The 16,576-nt window shown below is 68.9% G+C and carries 16 protein-coding genes and 1 other RNA gene; 7 read left to right on the top strand and 10 right to left on the bottom strand.

Going from position 1 to position 16,576, the window contains the following annotated elements; genetic code table 11:
* Nucleotides 1–50: 50 nt before the first annotated feature.
* A complete protein-coding gene (gene nudC, locus BM353_RS09115) occupies nucleotides 51–1,013 on the bottom strand; it encodes an NAD(+) diphosphatase (protein ID WP_092080020.1) in 963 nt (320 codons plus the stop codon).
* Between the two features lie 223 nt (nucleotides 1,014–1,236).
* Here nudC and BM353_RS09110 point away from each other — a divergent pair, with 223 nt between their 5' ends.
* Both BM353_RS09110 and ffs read left to right on the top strand, forming a co-directional pair.
* On the top strand, nucleotides 1,237–3,084 hold the full coding sequence (locus tag BM353_RS09110) for a 5'-nucleotidase C-terminal domain-containing protein (RefSeq protein WP_177220511.1): 1,848 nt from the start codon (nucleotides 1,237–1,239) through the stop codon (nucleotides 3,082–3,084).
* Nucleotides 3,083–3,179: signal recognition particle sRNA small type (gene ffs, locus BM353_RS09105), an RNA gene on the top strand. Before BM353_RS09110 ends, ffs begins: the two co-directional genes overlap by 2 nt.
* Before the next feature lie 25 nt (nucleotides 3,180–3,204).
* Here the strand turns inward: ffs and ypfJ are convergent.
* Nucleotides 3,205–4,038, bottom strand: coding sequence for a KPN_02809 family neutral zinc metallopeptidase (gene ypfJ / locus BM353_RS09100; protein WP_092079643.1), 834 nt, complete (start codon nucleotides 4,036–4,038; stop codon nucleotides 3,205–3,207).
* A gap of 161 nt (nucleotides 4,039–4,199) precedes the next feature.
* On the opposite strand from ypfJ, the gene BM353_RS09095 reads away from it, so the two are divergent.
* From BM353_RS09095 to recR, 4 genes are read left to right on the top strand one after another with little or no spacing between them, the layout of a single operon-like run.
* Nucleotides 4,200–5,975, top strand: a complete 1,776-nt coding sequence (locus tag BM353_RS09095) for a DNA polymerase III subunit gamma/tau (protein WP_092079640.1) — start codon at nucleotides 4,200–4,202, stop codon at nucleotides 5,973–5,975.
* A 19-nt stretch (nucleotides 5,976–5,994) separates the two neighbouring features.
* Nucleotides 5,995–6,339 (top strand): YbaB/EbfC family nucleoid-associated protein, encoded by a 345-nt coding sequence (locus BM353_RS09090; RefSeq protein ID WP_092079637.1) that lies wholly within the window; start codon nucleotides 5,995–5,997, stop codon nucleotides 6,337–6,339.
* Between the two features lie 3 nt (nucleotides 6,340–6,342).
* Nucleotides 6,343–7,275 (top strand): hypothetical protein, encoded by a 933-nt coding sequence (locus BM353_RS09085; RefSeq protein ID WP_092079634.1) that lies wholly within the window; start codon nucleotides 6,343–6,345, stop codon nucleotides 7,273–7,275.
* 17 nt (nucleotides 7,276–7,292) lie between these two features.
* Nucleotides 7,293–7,886: a recombination mediator RecR gene (recR, locus tag BM353_RS09080; RefSeq protein ID WP_092079631.1), complete on the top strand. Its 594-nt coding sequence runs from the start codon at nucleotides 7,293–7,295 to the stop codon at nucleotides 7,884–7,886.
* 33 nt (nucleotides 7,887–7,919) lie between these two features.
* Here the strand turns inward: recR and BM353_RS09075 are convergent, their stop codons facing one another.
* The 3 genes from BM353_RS09075 to BM353_RS09065 form a co-directional block, all read right to left on the bottom strand.
* On the bottom strand, nucleotides 7,920–9,101 hold the full coding sequence (locus BM353_RS09075; RefSeq protein ID WP_425439404.1) for a type III PLP-dependent enzyme: 1,182 nt from the start codon (nucleotides 9,099–9,101) through the stop codon (nucleotides 7,920–7,922).
* Between the two features lie 198 nt (nucleotides 9,102–9,299).
* Nucleotides 9,300–10,253, bottom strand: a complete 954-nt coding sequence (locus BM353_RS09070; protein WP_092079628.1) for a 1-phosphofructokinase family hexose kinase — start codon at nucleotides 10,251–10,253, stop codon at nucleotides 9,300–9,302.
* 90 nt (nucleotides 10,254–10,343) lie between these two features.
* The gene (locus BM353_RS09065) at nucleotides 10,344–11,102 is read right to left on the bottom strand and encodes a DUF1013 domain-containing protein (protein ID WP_092079624.1); all 759 of its coding nucleotides are present in this window, start codon (nucleotides 11,100–11,102) and stop codon (nucleotides 10,344–10,346) included.
* Between the two features lie 130 nt (nucleotides 11,103–11,232).
* Here BM353_RS09065 and BM353_RS09060 point away from each other — a divergent pair, with 130 nt between their 5' ends.
* The gene (locus tag BM353_RS09060) at nucleotides 11,233–11,868 is read left to right on the top strand and encodes a ribonuclease T2 family protein (RefSeq protein WP_092079621.1); all 636 of its coding nucleotides are present in this window, start codon (nucleotides 11,233–11,235) and stop codon (nucleotides 11,866–11,868) included.
* Between the two features lie 9 nt (nucleotides 11,869–11,877).
* On the opposite strand, the gene BM353_RS09055 is transcribed toward BM353_RS09060, so the two are convergent.
* The 5 genes from BM353_RS09055 to BM353_RS09035 form a co-directional block, all read right to left on the bottom strand.
* Nucleotides 11,878–13,674 (bottom strand): 1-deoxy-D-xylulose-5-phosphate synthase, encoded by a 1,797-nt coding sequence (locus BM353_RS09055; protein ID WP_092079618.1) that lies wholly within the window; start codon nucleotides 13,672–13,674, stop codon nucleotides 11,878–11,880.
* 25 nt (nucleotides 13,675–13,699) lie between these two features.
* A complete protein-coding gene (locus BM353_RS09050) occupies nucleotides 13,700–14,563 on the bottom strand; it encodes a polyprenyl synthetase family protein (protein WP_092079615.1) in 864 nt (287 codons plus the stop codon).
* A gap of 3 nt (nucleotides 14,564–14,566) precedes the next feature.
* Entirely contained in the window at nucleotides 14,567–14,812 is a 246-nt protein-coding gene (locus BM353_RS09045) for an exodeoxyribonuclease VII small subunit (protein WP_092079612.1), read from the bottom strand.
* Nucleotides 14,813–14,878: 66 nt separating this feature from the next.
* Nucleotides 14,879–15,808 (bottom strand): histone deacetylase family protein, encoded by a 930-nt coding sequence (locus BM353_RS09040; protein WP_092079609.1) that lies wholly within the window; start codon nucleotides 15,806–15,808, stop codon nucleotides 14,879–14,881.
* Between the two features lie 69 nt (nucleotides 15,809–15,877).
* Nucleotides 15,878–16,570 (bottom strand): response regulator, encoded by a 693-nt coding sequence (locus tag BM353_RS09035; RefSeq protein WP_092079606.1) that lies wholly within the window; start codon nucleotides 16,568–16,570, stop codon nucleotides 15,878–15,880.
* Nucleotides 16,571–16,576 lie beyond the last annotated feature (6 nt).

Raw genomic sequence — 16,576 nt, 5'->3', positions numbered from 1 at the left:
CACCACGTTGATCTTTGCCCACACCCGGAAAATTTGGCCCAAAGGTCCCCTCAATCAAGCCGGTCCGCAAGCCAATTGGACAACAGGAAATGCGCGATCGCCCCGGGGCGCGCGGGCTTCAGAAGGGGGTGCGCCCCGCGCCGGGCGGCGAGCACCTCCTGGCGGGAGAACCAGCGAGCGTCTTCGATTTCCTGCGGATCGACACGGATCTCGCGGCCAAGCGCTTCGGCGCGGCAGCCGATCATCAGCGAGGCCGGAAAGGGCCAGGGCTGGCTCGCGAGATAGCGCACGTCTCCAAGTGCCACAGCGGATTCCTCGAAGACCTCGCGCCGGGCCGCGGCCTCGATGGTCTCGCCCGCTTCGACAAAGCCCGCCAGCAGAGAATACATCCCCTCGGGCCAGCCGGGAGAGCGGCCCAGCAGCACGTCGTTGCCATGGGTCACGAGCACGATCACGACCGGTTCGGTGCGCGGGAAATGGCGCCGGTCGCACCCTTCGCAACGGCGCTCCCAACCGGCGTCGGCAGGGAAGGTCCGGCCGCCGCACGCGGGGCAGAATGGATGCGTTCGGTGCCACTCGATCACCGCGCGGGCCACGGCGGCCAACTCGGCCTCGGCGGGCGCGAGGGCGGCCATGAGCTGACGCAGGTCGACGCAGCCGGTCTCGCCGGGCAGGCTCGGGTGGCGCTGGACGGTCTGGTCGTGAAACCCCGGCGCGTGGTTGTCGCCCTCCTGCATCGCGTGGGCGGATATGTCGCGCGCAAAAACCGGTGCTCCTGCGGCATCGAGCCCCAGGAGCACCGGCGCTGCGTCCAGACCGTCGAACAGGGCGTGATCCGCCGCGAGGCGCAGCAGCGCGGGCCTCTCTCCCGACTGTTGCACGAGCGGCTTGCCGCGCCACATCGCGATGACCCCCGCGGCCGCATCGGCAAACAACGTGGCGCTCTGCTTGCGCAAATGCGCCGCACGGTCCAGCCCGGCGCTGGCGAATGTCACGGTATCGACGAGACGCATGGGCCCGTCCTCCCCTTGCTGCACAGGTGGTCCGCCCGGGGTTGCCTCCGGGCTGATCCGCTTTCGCGTCAGCCATGACACAATCGCGCCCTTGTCCGCCACAGCGAAATCCAGAAGCGTGTCAGGGACACTCACACGACACGAAGAAGTCAATGAAAGATCACGGAAAAGATCGATTGCGCGGCTCCCGGAACGCCGACGTCCCAGAGGGTATTGCAGTGTCGTGACCTGTGATGAGACCCCTCCGCTGACACTGCGCATTCTCGTCACCGGCGATCTGCATGCGCATCTGCGCGCCTATGATTATCTCGCCGATCAACCCTCCGCCGGCATCGGCCTTGCTGGCCTCGCCAATGACATCGACGCCGCGCGGGCGGCCCATGAGGGGCCGCTGCTTCTGGTGGATGCGGGCGATACGTTGCAGGGCGGCCTGCTGGGCGAAATGGTCTCGGAGACGGATCAGGTGCACCCCGTCGTCACGGCGATGAACGCGCTCGGCTATGACGCGGCCGTGCCCGGAAACCATGATTTCGAATATGGGCTGCCCTATCTCGAACGAGCCGCGGCGGCGTCTGATTTCGTCTGGGTCTGTGCCAATGTCCACCGTCTGAGCGGCCCGACAACGGGCGCGTCGGTTTTCCTGCCCTGGACGCTGCGGCGCTGGACCATCGAGGAGCGCGAGCTCACCGTGGGCATCCTTGGCTGCGCGCTGCCGGAATCGCTGTCGTGGAACCGGCCGGTGCTGGATGCCGAACTCGGCGCCGACCCGATGGTCGAGGCGGCGGAACGCGCGGCCGATGAGCTGCGGATGGCGGGGGCGGATGTGGTGCTCGCGCTGGCGCACACCGGCATCGGCGAGACCGCGGAGGCCGACCAGGGCGAAACCTCGGCGCTTCCGCTCGGGCGGCTTCCGGGCATCGACTGCCTCGTGCTGGGCCACACGCATCTGTGTTTTCCCGGCTCGGATTACGCCCCGCGCGAAGACGTGGACCCGGAGGCCGGGACGCTCGCCGGGACCCCGGCGATCATGGCGGGCCACAGCGGGAGCCACCTGGGCGTGCTGGACCTTGCACTGGAGGCCGCGCCCTCCGGCGGCTGGCGCGTCACCGGCCACCGCGCAAGTTGCCGCGCGCAGACCCTGAACCAGCCCGAATGCCCGCGCCTTTCGGCCCTGTCCGAGGCGGCTCACGAAAACACCCGGCGCTTCGCCGAAGAGCCCATCGGCCACACCCCCTGCGCGCTCAACAGCCACTATTCCCTGCTCGGCAACGACGCCTACCTCAGCTGCCTCTCCGAAGCGCTGCGGCGTGGCGCGCGGCAGGAGGGCGTGAGCGATATGGCCCGACTGATCACCGCCGTCGGCCCGTTTCGCAACGGCGGGCGCGGGGGGCCGTTGAACTTCACCGAAGTGCCCGAGGGCCCCGTCTCCCGCCGCCATGTGAGCGATCTCTACCCGTTTGAAAACGTGCTCGCGCTGATCGAGGCCGATGGCGCGGCGCTGCATCACTGGCTGGAATCGGCGGCGAGTGTCTTTGCCGAGCAATGGCCGGATGAATGCCCGCGCCCGCTGCTCGATCCGTTTGTCCCGTCCGCGCGGTTCGATGCGCTGCACGGGCTGCGCTACGAGATCGACCTCGGCCATCCGCCCTTCGCCGGGCGCGTCGGCCCGGTGCGCCGCAACGGAGCGCCACTGCGGCCCGAGAGCAAACTGCTGGTCGCCACCAGCGCCTATCGCGCCGAAAGCCTCATCGGCAGCGGGTTGCTCCAACGTGACCAGGTGCAGGTGTTTCCGCAAACCATGATCCGCCGGCTGCTCTCGCAAACCCTGGCCGATCCCGAGGCCATGGCGCGCGTCGTCGAGACGAGCAAGGAGGAGGTCTGGCGCCTTACCGCGCCCTCCGGCAGCATCGCCCAGTATGACGCCCCCGCCGCGCCGGCCCCGACGCCGCAGATCGGCGGGATCAGCTTCGAAGAGCCCGAGCGGACGCGCGACGGATTCACCCAGTTCGAGCTCAGATTTGAAACCCAGCCGCTTGCATTTGCCCGGCCACGGGCCTATGTGACGCCCTGAGAGGTTGGTGCGGGCGAGCGCTCCGCCAACCCGGTCAGATCCGGAAGGAAGCAGCCGTAACGGTTCCCGCTTGGGTCGTTATCCAGCCTCTCACCTCTCCCCCACAATGTCCGGGCCCCCTCACAGTGTCCGGGCGCGGAACGTGTCGCAGTTGTTGATATCGCCGGTCTCATAGCCGGTGGTGAACCAGCGGGCGCGCTGTTCGCTTGTCCCGTGGGTGAAGGTGTGCGGCTGCGGGACGCGGCCCGCGCGCGACTGGAGATGATCGTCGCCGATCATATGCGCCGCGTTGACCGCCTCCTCGATATCCCCCGGCTCCAGCAGCCCCTCGACCGACCGCGCCCAGACGCCCGACAGGCAATCGGCCTGAAGCTCCAGTCGGACGGTGAGACCGTTCGCCTCGACCTCGCCGACCTGTTGCCGGCGCTGGTTGACCTGGCCGAGGATGCCGAGCTCGTTTTGGACGTGATGCGCCACCTCGTGGGCAATGACATAGGCCGCGGCGAAATCCCCGCTGGCGCCGAGCTGCTGCGAGAGGGTCGCGAAGAACTGCGTGTCGAGATAGGCCTTCTCATCCGCCGGGCAGTAGAACGGCCCCGTCGCGCCGCTGGCCCCGCCACAGGGGCTCTGGGTCACGCCGGAAAACAGCACCAGCACGGGCGGATCATAGGGGCGGCCGACCTGCGCCGGGAAGATTTGGCCCCAGACGTCCTCGGTCGTGGCCAGCACGCGCGAGGTGAAGGCGCCGGCCTGCTCCTCGGCCTCGGTCAACTCGCGCGGGGCGCTCGATCCGGCAAGCTCGCCGTCGAGCAGCGGGCGCACGTCAATCCCGGTGAAATACCCCACCGCCAGCACGAGCAGAAGCCCGACCCCGCCGATCCCGGCCTTGCCGCCGCCGCCCATCCCGCGACGATCCTCGATATTGCGACTGCCGCGACGGCCTCTCAAACGCATGACAAACACTCCGATACACTCTGCTCTGCCTCCCTAGAGATGCTTGCCGCGCCGGGAAGGTCAAGCAGGTGCGCATCGGGCCGGCATCTGCTGGACGGGGCAGGCCGGAGGGCGTAACCTCTGCCACGGACCTTTCCGACAAGCCCCAGGACGAGCCCCAGATGACCGAGCAGCCGCAGCATAGCTATCAGGTACTGGCGCGGAAATACCGCCCCGAGACCTTTGCCGATCTGGTCGGGCAGGATGCGATGGTCCGCACGCTGAAGAACGCCTTCGCCGCGGATCGAATCGCCCAGGCCTTCATCATGACCGGCATTCGCGGGACCGGGAAAACCACCACCGCGCGGATCATCGCCAAGGGGATGAATTGCATCGGCCCCGATGGCAATGGCGGCCCCACGACCGAGCCCTGCGGCCAATGCGATCCCTGCCGCAAGATCATGGAAAGCCGGTTCATCGACGTGCTGGAGATCGATGCGGCCTCCTCCACCGGGGTCGATAACATCCGCGAAATCAACGCGATGGCCCACACGCGGCCGAGCGAAGGGCGGTTCAAGATCTTCATCATCGACGAGGTGCACATGCTCTCGACGAACGCGTTCAACGCGCTGCTGAAGACGCTCGAAGAGCCGCCCCCCCACACCAAGTTCATCATGGCCACGACCGAGATCCGCAAGGTGCCCGTCACCGTGCTCTCGCGCTGCCAGCGGTTCGACCTGCGCCGGATCGAGCCGGAGGACATGATCGGCCTCATGCGCAAGATCGCCGGTGCCGAGGGCGCCGAGATCAGCGACGAGGCGCTTGCGCTCATCACCCGCGCGGCCGAGGGGTCGGCCCGGGATGCGACCTCGCTTCTCGATCAGGCGATCAGCCATGGCGCGGGCGAAACCGGTGCGGATCAGGTCCGCGCGATGCTCGGGCTGGCCGACCGGGGCCGCGTGATGGACCTCTTCGAAATGGTGCTCAAGGGCGATGCGGCGGGCGCTCTGGCCGAACTTTCGGCGCAATACGCCGATGGGGCCGACCCGCTCGCGGTGCTGCGCGATCTGGCCGAGGTGACCCATTGGGTCAGCGTGGTGAAGATCACGCCAGACGCCGCCGAGGACCCGACCGTGACCTCCGATGAACGCACGCGGGGCCAATCGTTGGCCGAGGCGCTGCCGATGCGGGTGCTGACGCGGATGTGGCAGATGCTGCTCAAGGCGCTCGACGAGGTGTCGCAGGCGCCCAATTCGATGATGGCCGCCGAGATGGCGATCATCCGCCTGACCCATGTGGCCGATCTGCCGAGCCCCGAAGATCTGGTGCGCAAACTGCAATCCATGCCGCCCGGCACGGGCGCCGCCCCGACCAATGGCGGCGGGCCCGGGGGCGCGGGCGCGACCGCGCAGGCCAGCCCCGGCGCGCAGGCCGTCGCCGCTGCCCGGACCCGCGTGGCGCAAGGCTCGGGGCAAGGCTCGGGCCCCGTCGCCGCGCTTGCCCATGACCCCGCCGAAGCGCTTGCCCGGTTCCCGACATTCGAGCATGTGCTGGAGCTGATCCGCACTAACCGCGATGTGAAGCTGCTGGTGGAGGTCGAAGGCGGCGTCCGGCTGGCGCGCTACCAGCCGGGACGCATCGAATTCACCCCGACCGAGACCGCACCGGGCGATCTTGCCCAGCGGCTCGGGCAGAAGCTCCAGAACTGGACCGGCAACCGCTGGGCCGTCACCCTCGTCAACGATTGCGACGCGCCCACCATTTCCGAAACCCGCGACAAGGCCGAGGCCGATCTCAAGGCCCGCGCCGCCGCGCACCCGCTGGTTCAGGCCGTCATCTCGGCCTTTCCCGGCGCCGAAGTCACCGAGGTCCGCACCCCGCAGACCCTCGCCGCCAGCGCCGAGACCGAAGCGCTGCCCGAGGTGGATGACGAGTGGGACCCGTTCGAAGAAGATTGACCCGTTGAAGGAGTAGACGATGTTGAAGGGACTAGGCGGCCTTGGCGATATGGCCAAGATGATGAAAGCCGCGCAGGACATGCAAAAACGCATGGGCGAGCTGCAGGAGGAGATGCACTCCATGACCGTCGAGGGCGAGAGCGGCGCCGGGCTGGTGAAGGCCGTGGCCTCGGTCAAGGGCGAGTTGAAATCGCTCGATATCGACCCGTCGATCTTTTCCGGCGACGACAAGGAGGTGGTCGAGGACCTGATCCTCGCCGCGATCAAGGACGCGCAGGCCAAGGCCAGCGAGCGCGCACAGGCGGAAATGTCCAGGCTGACCGAGGAACTCGGGCTGCCCAAGGACATGAACCTGCCCTTCTGAGCGATGGCGGGCGGGCGCGACATCTCAACGCCGCTCTGGACCCGCACCGGGGGTCTGTCGATCGCCGCCTCCGCTGTGCTTGCCGTGATCTACCTAAACCAGCCGTTCGATGACGATATCGAGCGGCTGATTTTCGTCGGCTGCCTGCTCGCCAACGCCGCCGTCGCCTTCCTCACCGGGCTCTATCTCCAGCCGCGCGTGCGCGAGCTCTTCGATCTGCTCGAAACCGACACGACCGGCACGGAGGCGCGGGCCCGGATCTTCGGCGATTGGCGCGGGGTGGCGTTCGGGCTGCTCTTCGGCCTCACGATCGCCTTCGTCGGCACGCGCTTCAGCACCGACGGCCCCGCCCTGCCCTGGGCTTTTGCCCTGCTGACGGCGGTCAATGTCATCATCGGCTTCGCGCTCTACGCCATCGTCCGCTACTGGATCCTGATTCACCGCGCCATGGCGGCCAAGCCCTTCCGCATCCTCGCGCTCTCGCGGCCCGACCTCACGGTCTTCATGCTGATCAACGGGATGATCACCTTCGGCGCCGCCGGCATCTCCTGCCTCGCTGTGCTCAGCTTGCGCTTTTCGCCGCTGGAGCTCGGGACCATCGCGCCGGTCTTCTCTGTCTTTTCCGTACTCATCGTGGTCGCGTCCTACTGCGTGCCGCTGTTCCAGCTCGGCAATCGGCTGCACATGGAAAAGCGCCGCGAGATGATGCGGATCGAGACCATGGTCGTCGCCCTCACCGACACGCTCGACGGCCGCAACGATGCCGAGAAGCAGGCCGAACTCAAGGCGCTTCTGGCCTTTCGCGACGCCATCGCGGCGGTCAAGACCTTCCCGCCCAACGGCGAATTTTCCTTTTCCGCAACCGTGACGGCGGTGGTGGTTTCCTTTATCCCGGTCCTGCTGGAGCGGTTCATTCCGGGCGTGTTCGGCGGGTAATTTCCGGGGGAAATGACATGGCGGCTTCTGGCGATATCGAGGCGCTGATCGAGATGATGGCGCGGCTCCCGGGGCTTGGCCCGCGTTCGGCGCGGCGCGCTGTGCTCCACCTTATCCGCAAGCGCGCGCGGCTGCTCCAGCCCCTGGCCGAGCAGATGGCCGCCGTCGCCGCCACCGCGCGGGAATGCATCAACTGCGGCAATATCGGCACCGCCGAGCTTTGCGAAATCTGCACCGATTCGCGCCGCGCGAGCGGGCAGATCTGCGTGGTCGAGGAGGTCGCCGATCTCTGGGCGATGGAGCGCGCCGGCGTCTTCAAGGGCCGCTACCACGTGCTCGGCGGCACGCTCTCGGCGCTCGATGCCGTCGGGCCGGAAGACCTGCGCATCCCGCGCCTCATCGACCGGCTCGGGGAAGAGGCGGTGAGCGAGGTGATCCTCGCGCTCAACGCCACGGTCGATGGCCAGACCACGGCCCACTACCTTGCCGACGAAATCGGGGCGCGCGCCGAGGTGACCTCGCTCGCGCAGGGCGTCCCGGTGGGGGGCGAGCTGGATTACCTCGACGACGGGACGATTTCAGCCGCCCTCAAAGCGCGCAAAAAGGTCTGACGCGGCGCAGATCGCCACGTCAGACAGTCCCGATCAGATCACCACGACATCCAGCGGCGGGAAGCCGTTGAAGCCGATGGTGGCGTAGGTCGTCGTGTAGGCGCCGCAGTTGCGGATCACAACGCGGTCGCCCGCGCGCAGATCGAGCGGGAGTTGCACGGGCCGCTTTTCATAGAGCACATCGGCGCTGTCGCAGGAGGGGCCCGCGAGAACGCAGGGGCCCATCTCGCCGTCATCGCGCGCGGTGAGAAACCGGTAGCGGATCGCCTCGTCCATGGTCTCGGCAAGGCCCGAGAACTTGCCGATGTCGAGATAGACCCAGCGGTGCAGATCGCTCTCGTGCTTGCGCGAGACGAGCAGGACCTCGGCCGCGATATGCCCCGCTTCCGCCACCATGCCCCGGCCCGGCTCGGCCATGATGCGCGGCACGGCGCCGAAACGGGCCGTTACCTGCGCCATCACCGCGCGGGCGTAGTCGCGGGGAGCGTCGACGGGCGACTCATAGAACGCCGGGAAGCCGCCGCCGATGTTCAGGAGGTCAAACCCGTGGCCCGCGGCGCGCGCGGCGTGCCAGTGCGCGGCGATCTGGTCGAGCACCGGGCCCCACATCTCGGCGCGGCGGGTTTGCGAGCCGACGTGAAACGACAGGCCAACCGGGCGCAGCCCGAGCGACGCCGCGCGATCGATGAGACCGGGCAGAGCCTCGGGCGCGCAGCCGAACTTGCGGCTGAGCGGCCAGTCGGCCGAAGAATTCTCGACGATCACCCGCAGGTAGACCTGTGCCCCGGGCGCGTGAGCCGCGAGTTTCTCCAGCTCTTCGTCCGCGTCGGCGGCAAAGAGCTCGACCCCGGCGGCAAAGGCGAAGGCGATATCGGCGGGGCGTTTGACCGTGTTGCCAAAGGAGATATCCGCGGGCCGCGCGCCATGGGCGAGGCAAAGCTCGATCTCGGCGCGGCTGGCCGCATCGAACCGGCAACCGCGCGCCACGAGAAGGGCGATCACTTCGGGCTGCGGGTTGGCCTTGACCGCATAGTGGATCGCGGCGCGGCCGAGCCCGCTTGCAAGCGCATCGTATTGCGCGCCAACGCGGGCACGGGAGAGCACGAGCGTCGGGCGATCGAAGCTGTGCGCGGCGATGTAGTCGAGCGCGGCATCGCGGGAAAACACGGAAGGGTCAGCGCCAAAGGCGCCGAGGACGGGTGCGTTCATGGTCATCTCCAAAAGGACCGGGCCCCGCTGCGAGGGACCATCAGATTCGTAAGGAGACGTTACCGTCGCTGCGTAAACGCGAGAGGGTGACCACCGGCCAGAGGCGCGTGCGTTGGCGTCTATGGGTGCGCACTTAGAACCGGTCGCCGACTCGCACAAGTGTTTTTGCGCGGCGCGGTGAATTTTTTCCGGCGGGCGGCGGCGCTATGGCAATTCGGTCAGTGTCGTGTCCGGCAGGAGCGCTTCGAAGGTTGCGCGGTCGCAAAGCCTTGTGGCTTCGGTGCGGACGGCGGCAGCGGCGGCGGCGGTCCCGTGGCGGAGCGCGTCGCCGGGGGCGAGCCCGCGCGCCGTGGCCAGGGTGAAGGCGCCCATGAAACTGTCGCCCGCGCCCACCGCGCTGACCACCGGGGCTTCCGGCGCATGGGCGTGGAGCGGGGCGGCGAGACCGCGATCGGCGAGCACGTTGCCCTCCGCCCCGCGCGCGAGGATGACGGTCTTGGCCGCGCCCTCGGCCACCAGATCGGCGGCAAAGGCGCCGAGATCCGCCAGAGTGTCGATCTCCCGCCCTGCGAGCGCCGCGGCCTCTTCGCCGTCGAGCCGCAGCACCTCGGGGCCCACCGCGCGGTCGCGCAGCGTCATCATCGCGGCGCCGGACGTGTCGATCAGGAGGGAGGCGGATTTGGGCGCGAGGGCGTCGATGAGGCGCGCGGGGAAGCCGACCGGCAGGCCCGGCGGCTGGCTGCCGCTCAGCACCACAAGCGCGCTCTCGGGCACCTGCGCGGCAAGCGCGTCCAGCAACCCGGCCTGCGCCTCCGAAGACCAACTCGGGCCGGGCAGGACGAAGCGGTACTGCGCCCCGCTGGTCTCTTCCGTGACGGCGATGCTCTGGCGCGTCTCGCCCGGCGCCTCGAACGCGCGGCACTCGATCCCCTCGGCACCGAGCATCCGGGCGATGCGCGCCCCGGTCGGCCCGCCAAGGGCGGCGAAGGCGATACTCTCGCCACCGATCTGCCGAATCGCGCGCGAGACGTTGATGCCGCCGCCTCCGGGATCGTACTCCGGCGCGGTGCAGCGCAGTTTCGGCCCCGGCGTGACCTGCGGCGTCGAGAGCGACAGATCCAGCGCCGGGTTGAGCGTGATGGTGATGATCGGACGCATGAGCCGCCTCCGTGGCAAAGAAAAACCCCCGCGCGGGCGATGCCGCACGGGGGTTACTCTAGGGACTGCGATGGCCGCCGCAAGGCCGGCTCAGCTCTTGCTGTCATCCTCGTCCTCCCCGGCATCGCCGGGCAGGTTGAAGAAGCTGTCGGCGTCGACGATCGGGCGGCTGTCTTCGCTCTCGTCATCGCTGTCATCGCTGAGGCTGAAGGTCTCCAGACCTTCGATCGCGGTCGGGATGCGCGGCTCGGCGGGCATGTCGAGGCTCTGCTCGGTCGAGACCAGCTTGCGGCGCTCGTCATCGGTCATGACCTCGCCCTCGGCGGCGCGTTTTTCCGCCGCCTTTTGCACAGCCGCATCCAGCTCGGACTGTTTGCACAGGCCAAGCGCGACCGGGTCAATCGGCTGGATGTTGGAGATGTTCCAGTGGGTTCGCTCGCGAATCGCCTGGATCGTCGGCTTGGTGGTGCCCACCAGTTTGCCGATCTGGCCGTCGGTCAGCTCGGGGTGGAACTTCACCAGCCACAGGATCGAGGCCGGGCGGTCCTGCCGTTTGGAGAGCGGCGTGTAGCGCGGGCCACGGCGCTTTTCCTCGCCCACGGCGGCGGGATTGAACTTGAGCCGCAGCTTGTACAACGGGTCTTTCTCGGCCTTGTCGATTTCGGATTGCTCAAGCTGGTTGTTGGCAACCGGGTCAAACCCCTTCACCCCGGCGGCCACGTCGCCATCGGCGATGCCCTGCACTTCGAGTTCGTGCATCCCGGTGAAGTCGGCGATTTGCTTGAAGGTCAAGGTGGTGTTGTCCACCAGCCAGACGGCCGTCGCCCTGGCCATGATCGGTTTTGCCATCTGTGGTCTCCTAACGCATATCTATCCCGTCGCCTGGAAGGGCGGTTCCGGCTCTGGCGGCTGGAACGGTTTCCGTTGTCGGGGAACTTCCGCGCTATATAGTCAGCCCGTGACCCGATGGAAAGAGAAAATGCGCCTTTTGCTATTGCCCCTGCTCGCAATGCTCTGCTCCCCGGCCCTTGCCGATGGCGAGCCGGCGGGCGAATTCGACTATTACGTGCTGTCCCTGAGCTGGTCGCCGACCTGGTGCGCGCTGGAGGGGGATGCGCGAAATTCCGAGCAATGCGACCCGGCGCGGGATCATGGCTGGGTTCTCCACGGGCTCTGGCCGCAATACCATCAGGGCTGGCCGCAATATTGCCGGACGAGCGCGCGCAACCCCTCCCGCGCCGAGACCCGCGGCATGGCCGATATCATGGGGACGGGCGGGCTCGCCTGGTATCAGTGGAAGAAGCACGGGGTCTGCAGCGGGCTGTCGTCGGAGGTCTATTTCGACACGGCGCGCGCGGCCTATGAGGCGGTCAACCGGCCCCCGCTCCTGCGCCAGTTGGAGCGCCCGGTGACGCTGCCCGCGGCGCTGATCGAGGAGGCGTTCCTCAAGGCCAACCCCGGCTGGGAGCCCGACATGATCACGATCACCTGCAAGGCCGGTCGCATCCAAGAGGCGCGAATTTGTCTCTCGAAGGGGCTCGATCCGGTGCCCTGCGGGCAGGATGTGGTGCGCGACTGCACGATGTCGGATGCGCTGCTCGATCCCGTGCGCTAGGGCGCGGGGTCAGCCCCGGAGCACGCCGCGCACCTTGGCGGCGATGCCCTCGGCGTCGAGCCCGGCTTCGGCATACATCTGCGCAGGCGTGGCCTGATCGAGGAAACGGTCGGGGAAGGTGAGCGCGCGGAACCGGAGCCCGCGATCGAAGATCCCGGCCTCTGCGAGGCACTGCGCGACGTGGCTCCCGAACCCGCCGATAGCGCCTTCCTCGATCGTCAGGAGCGCATCGTGGCTTTGAGCGAGCTCCAGAATGAGGGCGCGGTCCAGCGGTTTGGCAAAGCGGGCATCGGCGACAGTGAGGGCGATCCCGTCACGCGCCAGCAGAGCGCGCGCGCCGAGCCCCGCTGCCAGCCGCGCGCCAAAGCTCAACAGAGCCACCCCGCGCCCCGGCGCAACGATCCGCCCCGCGCCGATCTCCATCGGCACGCCCCGCTCGGGCAGCGGCGCGCCGACGCCCTCCCCGCGCGGAAAGCGCAGCGCGATGGGCCCGTCGTCGAAGGCGGCGGCTGTGGCGACCATATGGGCAAGCTCGGCCTCATCCGCCGGAGCCATGACCGTCACCCCGGGCAGGTTGGCAAGAAACGCCGTGTCGAAACTGCCCGCATGGGTCGCGCCATCCGCGCCGACGTAGCCCGCGCGGTCAATGGCGAACCGGACCGGCAGGCCCTGGATCGCCACATCGTGGACAAGCTGGTCATAGCCGCGTTGGAGAAAGGTCGAGTAGAGCGCGCAGAAGGGGCGCATCCCGGCGGCGGCGAGCCCGGCGGCGAAGGTCACCGCGTGCTGTTCGGCGATGCCCACATCGAACATCCGGTCGGGGAACTCGGCGGCGAAGCGGTCGAGCCCGGTGCCCCCCGGCATGGCGGCGGTGATGGCGCAAATCCGTGGATCCTGCCGTGCGGCGGCGATGAGGCTCTCGGCGAAGACGGAGGTATAGCTCGGGGCCTTGGCGGCGGCCTTGCGCTGTGCGCCGGTGGCGACGTCGAATTTCTCTGTCGCGTGGCCGCCATCGGCGGCCGATTCCGCCGCGGCGAAGCCCTTGCCCTTGCGGGTCCGGACGTGGATCAGCGTGGGCCCCGTGGCCCCGGCCCGCGCCCGGCGCAACACGTCGAGCAGCGCCGGCATGTCGTGCCCGTCAACCGGGCCCTCGTAGGCGAACCCGAGCGCGTCGAAGAGCGCGGCGCCCTGGTTCGACCCTTGCGTGCGCAGGTCCTTGAAGTGGGTGGCGAGCGCGCCCACCGGGGCGGCGATGCTGAGCCCGTTGTCATTCAGGATGACGAAGAGCCTTTTCGCGTGGGCCCGCGCGTTGTTGAGCGCCTCGAAGGCCATGCCCGCGCTCATCGCCCCATCGCCGATGACCGCAATCGCATCCCCCGGCGCGCCGCCGGGCAAGTCGCGCGCGGCGGCAAAGCCGAGCGCCGCGCTGATCGAGGTGGAGCTGTGGGCCGTGCCGAACGGGTCGAAGACGCTCTCGCTGCGCTTGGTGAAGCCCGAAAGCCCGCCCTTCTGGCGAAGGGTGCGGATCCGGTCGCGCCGACCGGTCAGGATCTTGTGCGGGTAGGATTGATGCGAGACATCCCAGATGAGCTTGTCCTCGGGCGTGTCGAACACCGCGTGCAGCGCGACGGTGAGCTCCACCACGCCGAGCCCCGCGCCGAGGTGGCCGCCCGTCTCAGAGACGGCGGAGATCGTCTCGGCCCGCAGCTCATCGGCAAGCCGCGACAGCTCCGCATCGGACAGGCGCCGCAGGTCCGCGGGGCTCTGCACCCGGTCGAGCAGCGGTGTGGCCGGCCTTGCGCTCATGGCGGCCCCTCCCTGCGCCCGGGCGTCATGTCTTGCGCGAGACAACGAAGCGGGCGAGCTGCCGCAAGCTGTCAGCCTCGGGCCCAAAGGGGACGAGCGCGGCGCAGGCCTCCTCGACCAGAGCCGCGGCGCGGGCCCGCGCGCCCGCCACCCCGAGATGGGAGACAAACGTCGCCTTGCCGCGCGCCGCATCCTTGCGCACGGCCTTGCCCATCTCACCTGCGTCGCCCTCGACATCGAGCAGATCGTCGGCGATCTGGAAGGCGAGGCCAATCGCCTCGGCATAGCGGCCGAGCGGCGCGGGATCGGCCCCGGCCATCAGCGGCCCGGCCTCGGCGGACCAGCGGATGAGCGCGCCGGTCTTGCCCGCCTGCAGCCGGGTGATCTCATTAAGCGACAAGGGCTCGGGCGCGCTTTCCGCCGCGATGTCCATCGCCTGCCCCGCCACCATGCCGCGCGCCCCCGCCGCCCGGGCGAGGCCCGAGATCAGCGCGACCCGCCGCTCCGGGGCGACCGCCGCCCCGGCCAGAAGCTCGAAGGCGAGGGTCTGGAGCGCATCGCCGGCAAGGATCGCCGTCGCCTCGTCCCACTGCCGATGGACCGTCGGGCGGCCCCGGCGCAGGTCATCGTCATCCATCGCGGGCAGGTCGTCATGCACGAGGGAGTAGCCATGCATCGCCTCGATCGCGGCGGCGGCGGGCAGAGCGGTGGTTTCATCCACCCCGTGCAGCCGCGCGCTTTCCAGCACGAGATAACCGCGCAGCCCCTTGCCGCCCTCGGTCGCGTAGCGCATCGCGGCCACCACCGGCAGCGCGCCCATCGGCGCGAGCGCCTCCGAGAGGGCGGCGCGAACGCGCGCCCCGGCGGCCTTCAGCCCGTCATCGAGCATGGCTCAGAGCCCGTCGACCGGCGCGGTGCCCTTGGGCTGGCCATCGGCGTCGAAGGTGATCGCGGCGACCTTCTCCTCGGCGTCCTTCAGCTTCGCCTCGCAGCGCTGCTTGAGCTTGGCGCCGCGCTCGTAGAGCCGGATCGAATCCTCCAGCGCCACCTTGCCGCTTTCCAGCTCGGAGACCACCTGTTCGAGCGCGCGCATCGCCTCTTCGAAGGACATTTCGTCAATGGGCGTGTCGCTGCTCATCGGGGGGCTCCTTGAAAGGTTTCGGCCGCGACCATACCGGCCTGCGGGGCGGGGTGCAATCGGCGCTCAGCCACTCCCGCGCGCGATCAGCACATCCACATGCGCCGCCACCGAGGCCGCCAGCGCGCGCAGATCGTACCCGCCTTCGAGCGCCGAGACCACGCGGCCCTCGCAAAGCTCGTCGGCCAGATCGCAGATCGCCTCCGTCACCCAGGCGAAGTCCTCTTCCACAAGGTTGAGCGTCGCGAGCGGATCGGCGGCATGGGCATCGAACCCGGCGGAGACGAGGATCAGCTCGGGCTCGAACCGCTCCACGGCGGGGAAAATCTCCCGCTCCCAGCCGCGCCGGAACACGTCCCCGCGCGCACCGCTGCTGAGCGGAAGGTTGACGACGTTGTTGTGCCCGCCGGTCTCGTGGGCGTGGCCGGTGCCGGGGAAGAGCGGCATCTGGTGCGACGAGGCAAAGAAGCAGCGCGCGTCCGATTCCAACAGGTCTTGCGTCCCGTTGCCGTGGTGGACGTCGAAGTCGAGCACGGCAACGCGCGAGAGCCCATGCACCTCCAGCGCATGTTTCGCCGCCGCCGCGACCGAGCCGAAGACGCAAAAGCCCATGGGCGTTTCGCGCTCGGCGTGGTGCCCCGGCGGGCGCATCCCGACAAAGGCATTGCGCGCCTCGCCCGCCATGACCATGTCGACGCCCCGGATGCAGCCGCCGACGCAGGCCAGCACCGCCTCCAGCGAGCCCGGCGACATCCAGGTATCGCCATCAAGCGCGATGGTCTCATCCCGCGGCGCGAGGGCGCGGATCTTGTCGATGTAGCGCTGCGGGTGGACGCGCAGGAGGTCCGCATCGGTGGCCATCGGCGCCTCCACGCGGAGCAGGTCCTTGCCCTCCAGCGCGCCCAGAGCCGCGGGCATCCGCGCGATCTGTTCGGGGTGGCCCGAGGGCGTGGCGTGGCGCTCGCAAGCGGGGTGCGTGATCAATGCGGTGGTCATTCTCGGGGCTCCTCCAACTGCGCCGGTCGTGGCCCCAGCCTCGCCGCCCGGGCGGGCGGCGTCAACGCGTCAGTCGGGCGCAAGCATGTAGCCCGCCCCGCGCACGGTCTGGAGGTAGCGCGGCTGGCGCGGGTCTTCCTCCATCTTGCGGCGCAGCCGGGTGATCTGGACATCCACCGCGCGCTCCTGCGCCTGGCCGCGATCCCGGCCCAGTTCCTCGACGAGCTTGGAGCGGCTGACCGCCTCGCCGGGACGGCGCGAGAAGATGCGCATGAGCTGGCTCTCGGTGGAGGTGAGGCGGATAAGCTCCTCGCCGCGCCACATCTCGCCCCGGTCGATCTCGTAGCGCAGATCCCCCAGATGCAGCACCTTGGGCGCGGCGGCCACGGGCTCGGGCATCCGCCGCAGGATGGCGTTGATCCGCAGCAAAAGTTCCTTGGGCTCGAAGGGTTTTGACAGGTAATCATCCGCCCCCGCCTCCAGCCCGTTGATCCGGTCACCGGTCTCGCCCTTGGCGGTCAGCAGCAGGATCGGCGTGCTGCGCTCGGCGCGCAGGGAGTGCGTCAGGCTGAGACCATCCTCGCCCGGCATCATCACATCGAGCACGATCAGATCGAAGTCGAGCCCCGCGAGCACCCGGCGGGCATGTGCCGCATCCCGCGCGGCCGTGACCAGAAAGCCGTGTTTCATCAAGAAGCGCCGCAACAGATCGCGGATGCGCTCGTCGTCATCGACGATCAGCAGGTGCGGCTGGGCATCCATCGCGCG

Origin of the sequence: Poseidonocella sedimentorum, from assembly GCF_900116005.1 — a bacterium.
GTDB lineage: Bacteria > Pseudomonadota > Alphaproteobacteria > Rhodobacterales > Rhodobacteraceae > Poseidonocella > Poseidonocella sedimentorum.
Note: the sequence above shows the minus strand (reverse complement) of the source record. Positions and strands in the feature narration are given on the sequence as shown.

Bases quoted from the DNA above. Each gene is read 5' to 3' on its own strand.
- nudC (WP_092080020.1), bottom strand. From the start codon at position 1,013: ATGCGTCTCGTCGATACCGTGACATTCGCCAGCGCCGGGCTGGACCGT.
- ypfJ (WP_092079643.1), bottom strand. From the start codon at position 4,038: ATGCGTTTGAGAGGCCGTCGCGGCAGTCGCAATATCGAGGATCGTCGC.
- BM353_RS09095 (WP_092079640.1), top strand. From the start codon at position 4,200: ATGACCGAGCAGCCGCAGCATAGCTATCAGGTACTGGCGCGGAAATAC.
- BM353_RS09090 (WP_092079637.1), top strand. From the start codon at position 5,995: ATGTTGAAGGGACTAGGCGGCCTTGGCGATATGGCCAAGATGATGAAA.
- BM353_RS09085 (WP_092079634.1), top strand. From the start codon at position 6,343: ATGGCGGGCGGGCGCGACATCTCAACGCCGCTCTGGACCCGCACCGGG.
- recR (WP_092079631.1), top strand. From the start codon at position 7,293: ATGGCGGCTTCTGGCGATATCGAGGCGCTGATCGAGATGATGGCGCGG.
- BM353_RS09075 (WP_425439404.1), bottom strand. From the start codon at position 9,101: ATGACCATGAACGCACCCGTCCTCGGCGCCTTTGGCGCTGACCCTTCC.
- BM353_RS09070 (WP_092079628.1), bottom strand. From the start codon at position 10,253: ATGCGTCCGATCATCACCATCACGCTCAACCCGGCGCTGGATCTGTCG.
- BM353_RS09065 (WP_092079624.1), bottom strand. From the start codon at position 11,102: ATGGCAAAACCGATCATGGCCAGGGCGACGGCCGTCTGGCTGGTGGAC.
- BM353_RS09060 (WP_092079621.1), top strand. From the start codon at position 11,233: ATGCGCCTTTTGCTATTGCCCCTGCTCGCAATGCTCTGCTCCCCGGCC.
- BM353_RS09055 (WP_092079618.1), bottom strand. From the start codon at position 13,674: ATGAGCGCAAGGCCGGCCACACCGCTGCTCGACCGGGTGCAGAGCCCC.
- BM353_RS09050 (WP_092079615.1), bottom strand. From the start codon at position 14,563: ATGCTCGATGACGGGCTGAAGGCCGCCGGGGCGCGCGTTCGCGCCGCC.
- BM353_RS09045 (WP_092079612.1), bottom strand. From the start codon at position 14,812: ATGAGCAGCGACACGCCCATTGACGAAATGTCCTTCGAAGAGGCGATG.
- BM353_RS09040 (WP_092079609.1), bottom strand. From the start codon at position 15,808: ATGACCACCGCATTGATCACGCACCCCGCTTGCGAGCGCCACGCCACG.
- BM353_RS09035 (WP_092079606.1), bottom strand. From the start codon at position 16,570: ATGGATGCCCAGCCGCACCTGCTGATCGTCGATGACGACGAGCGCATC.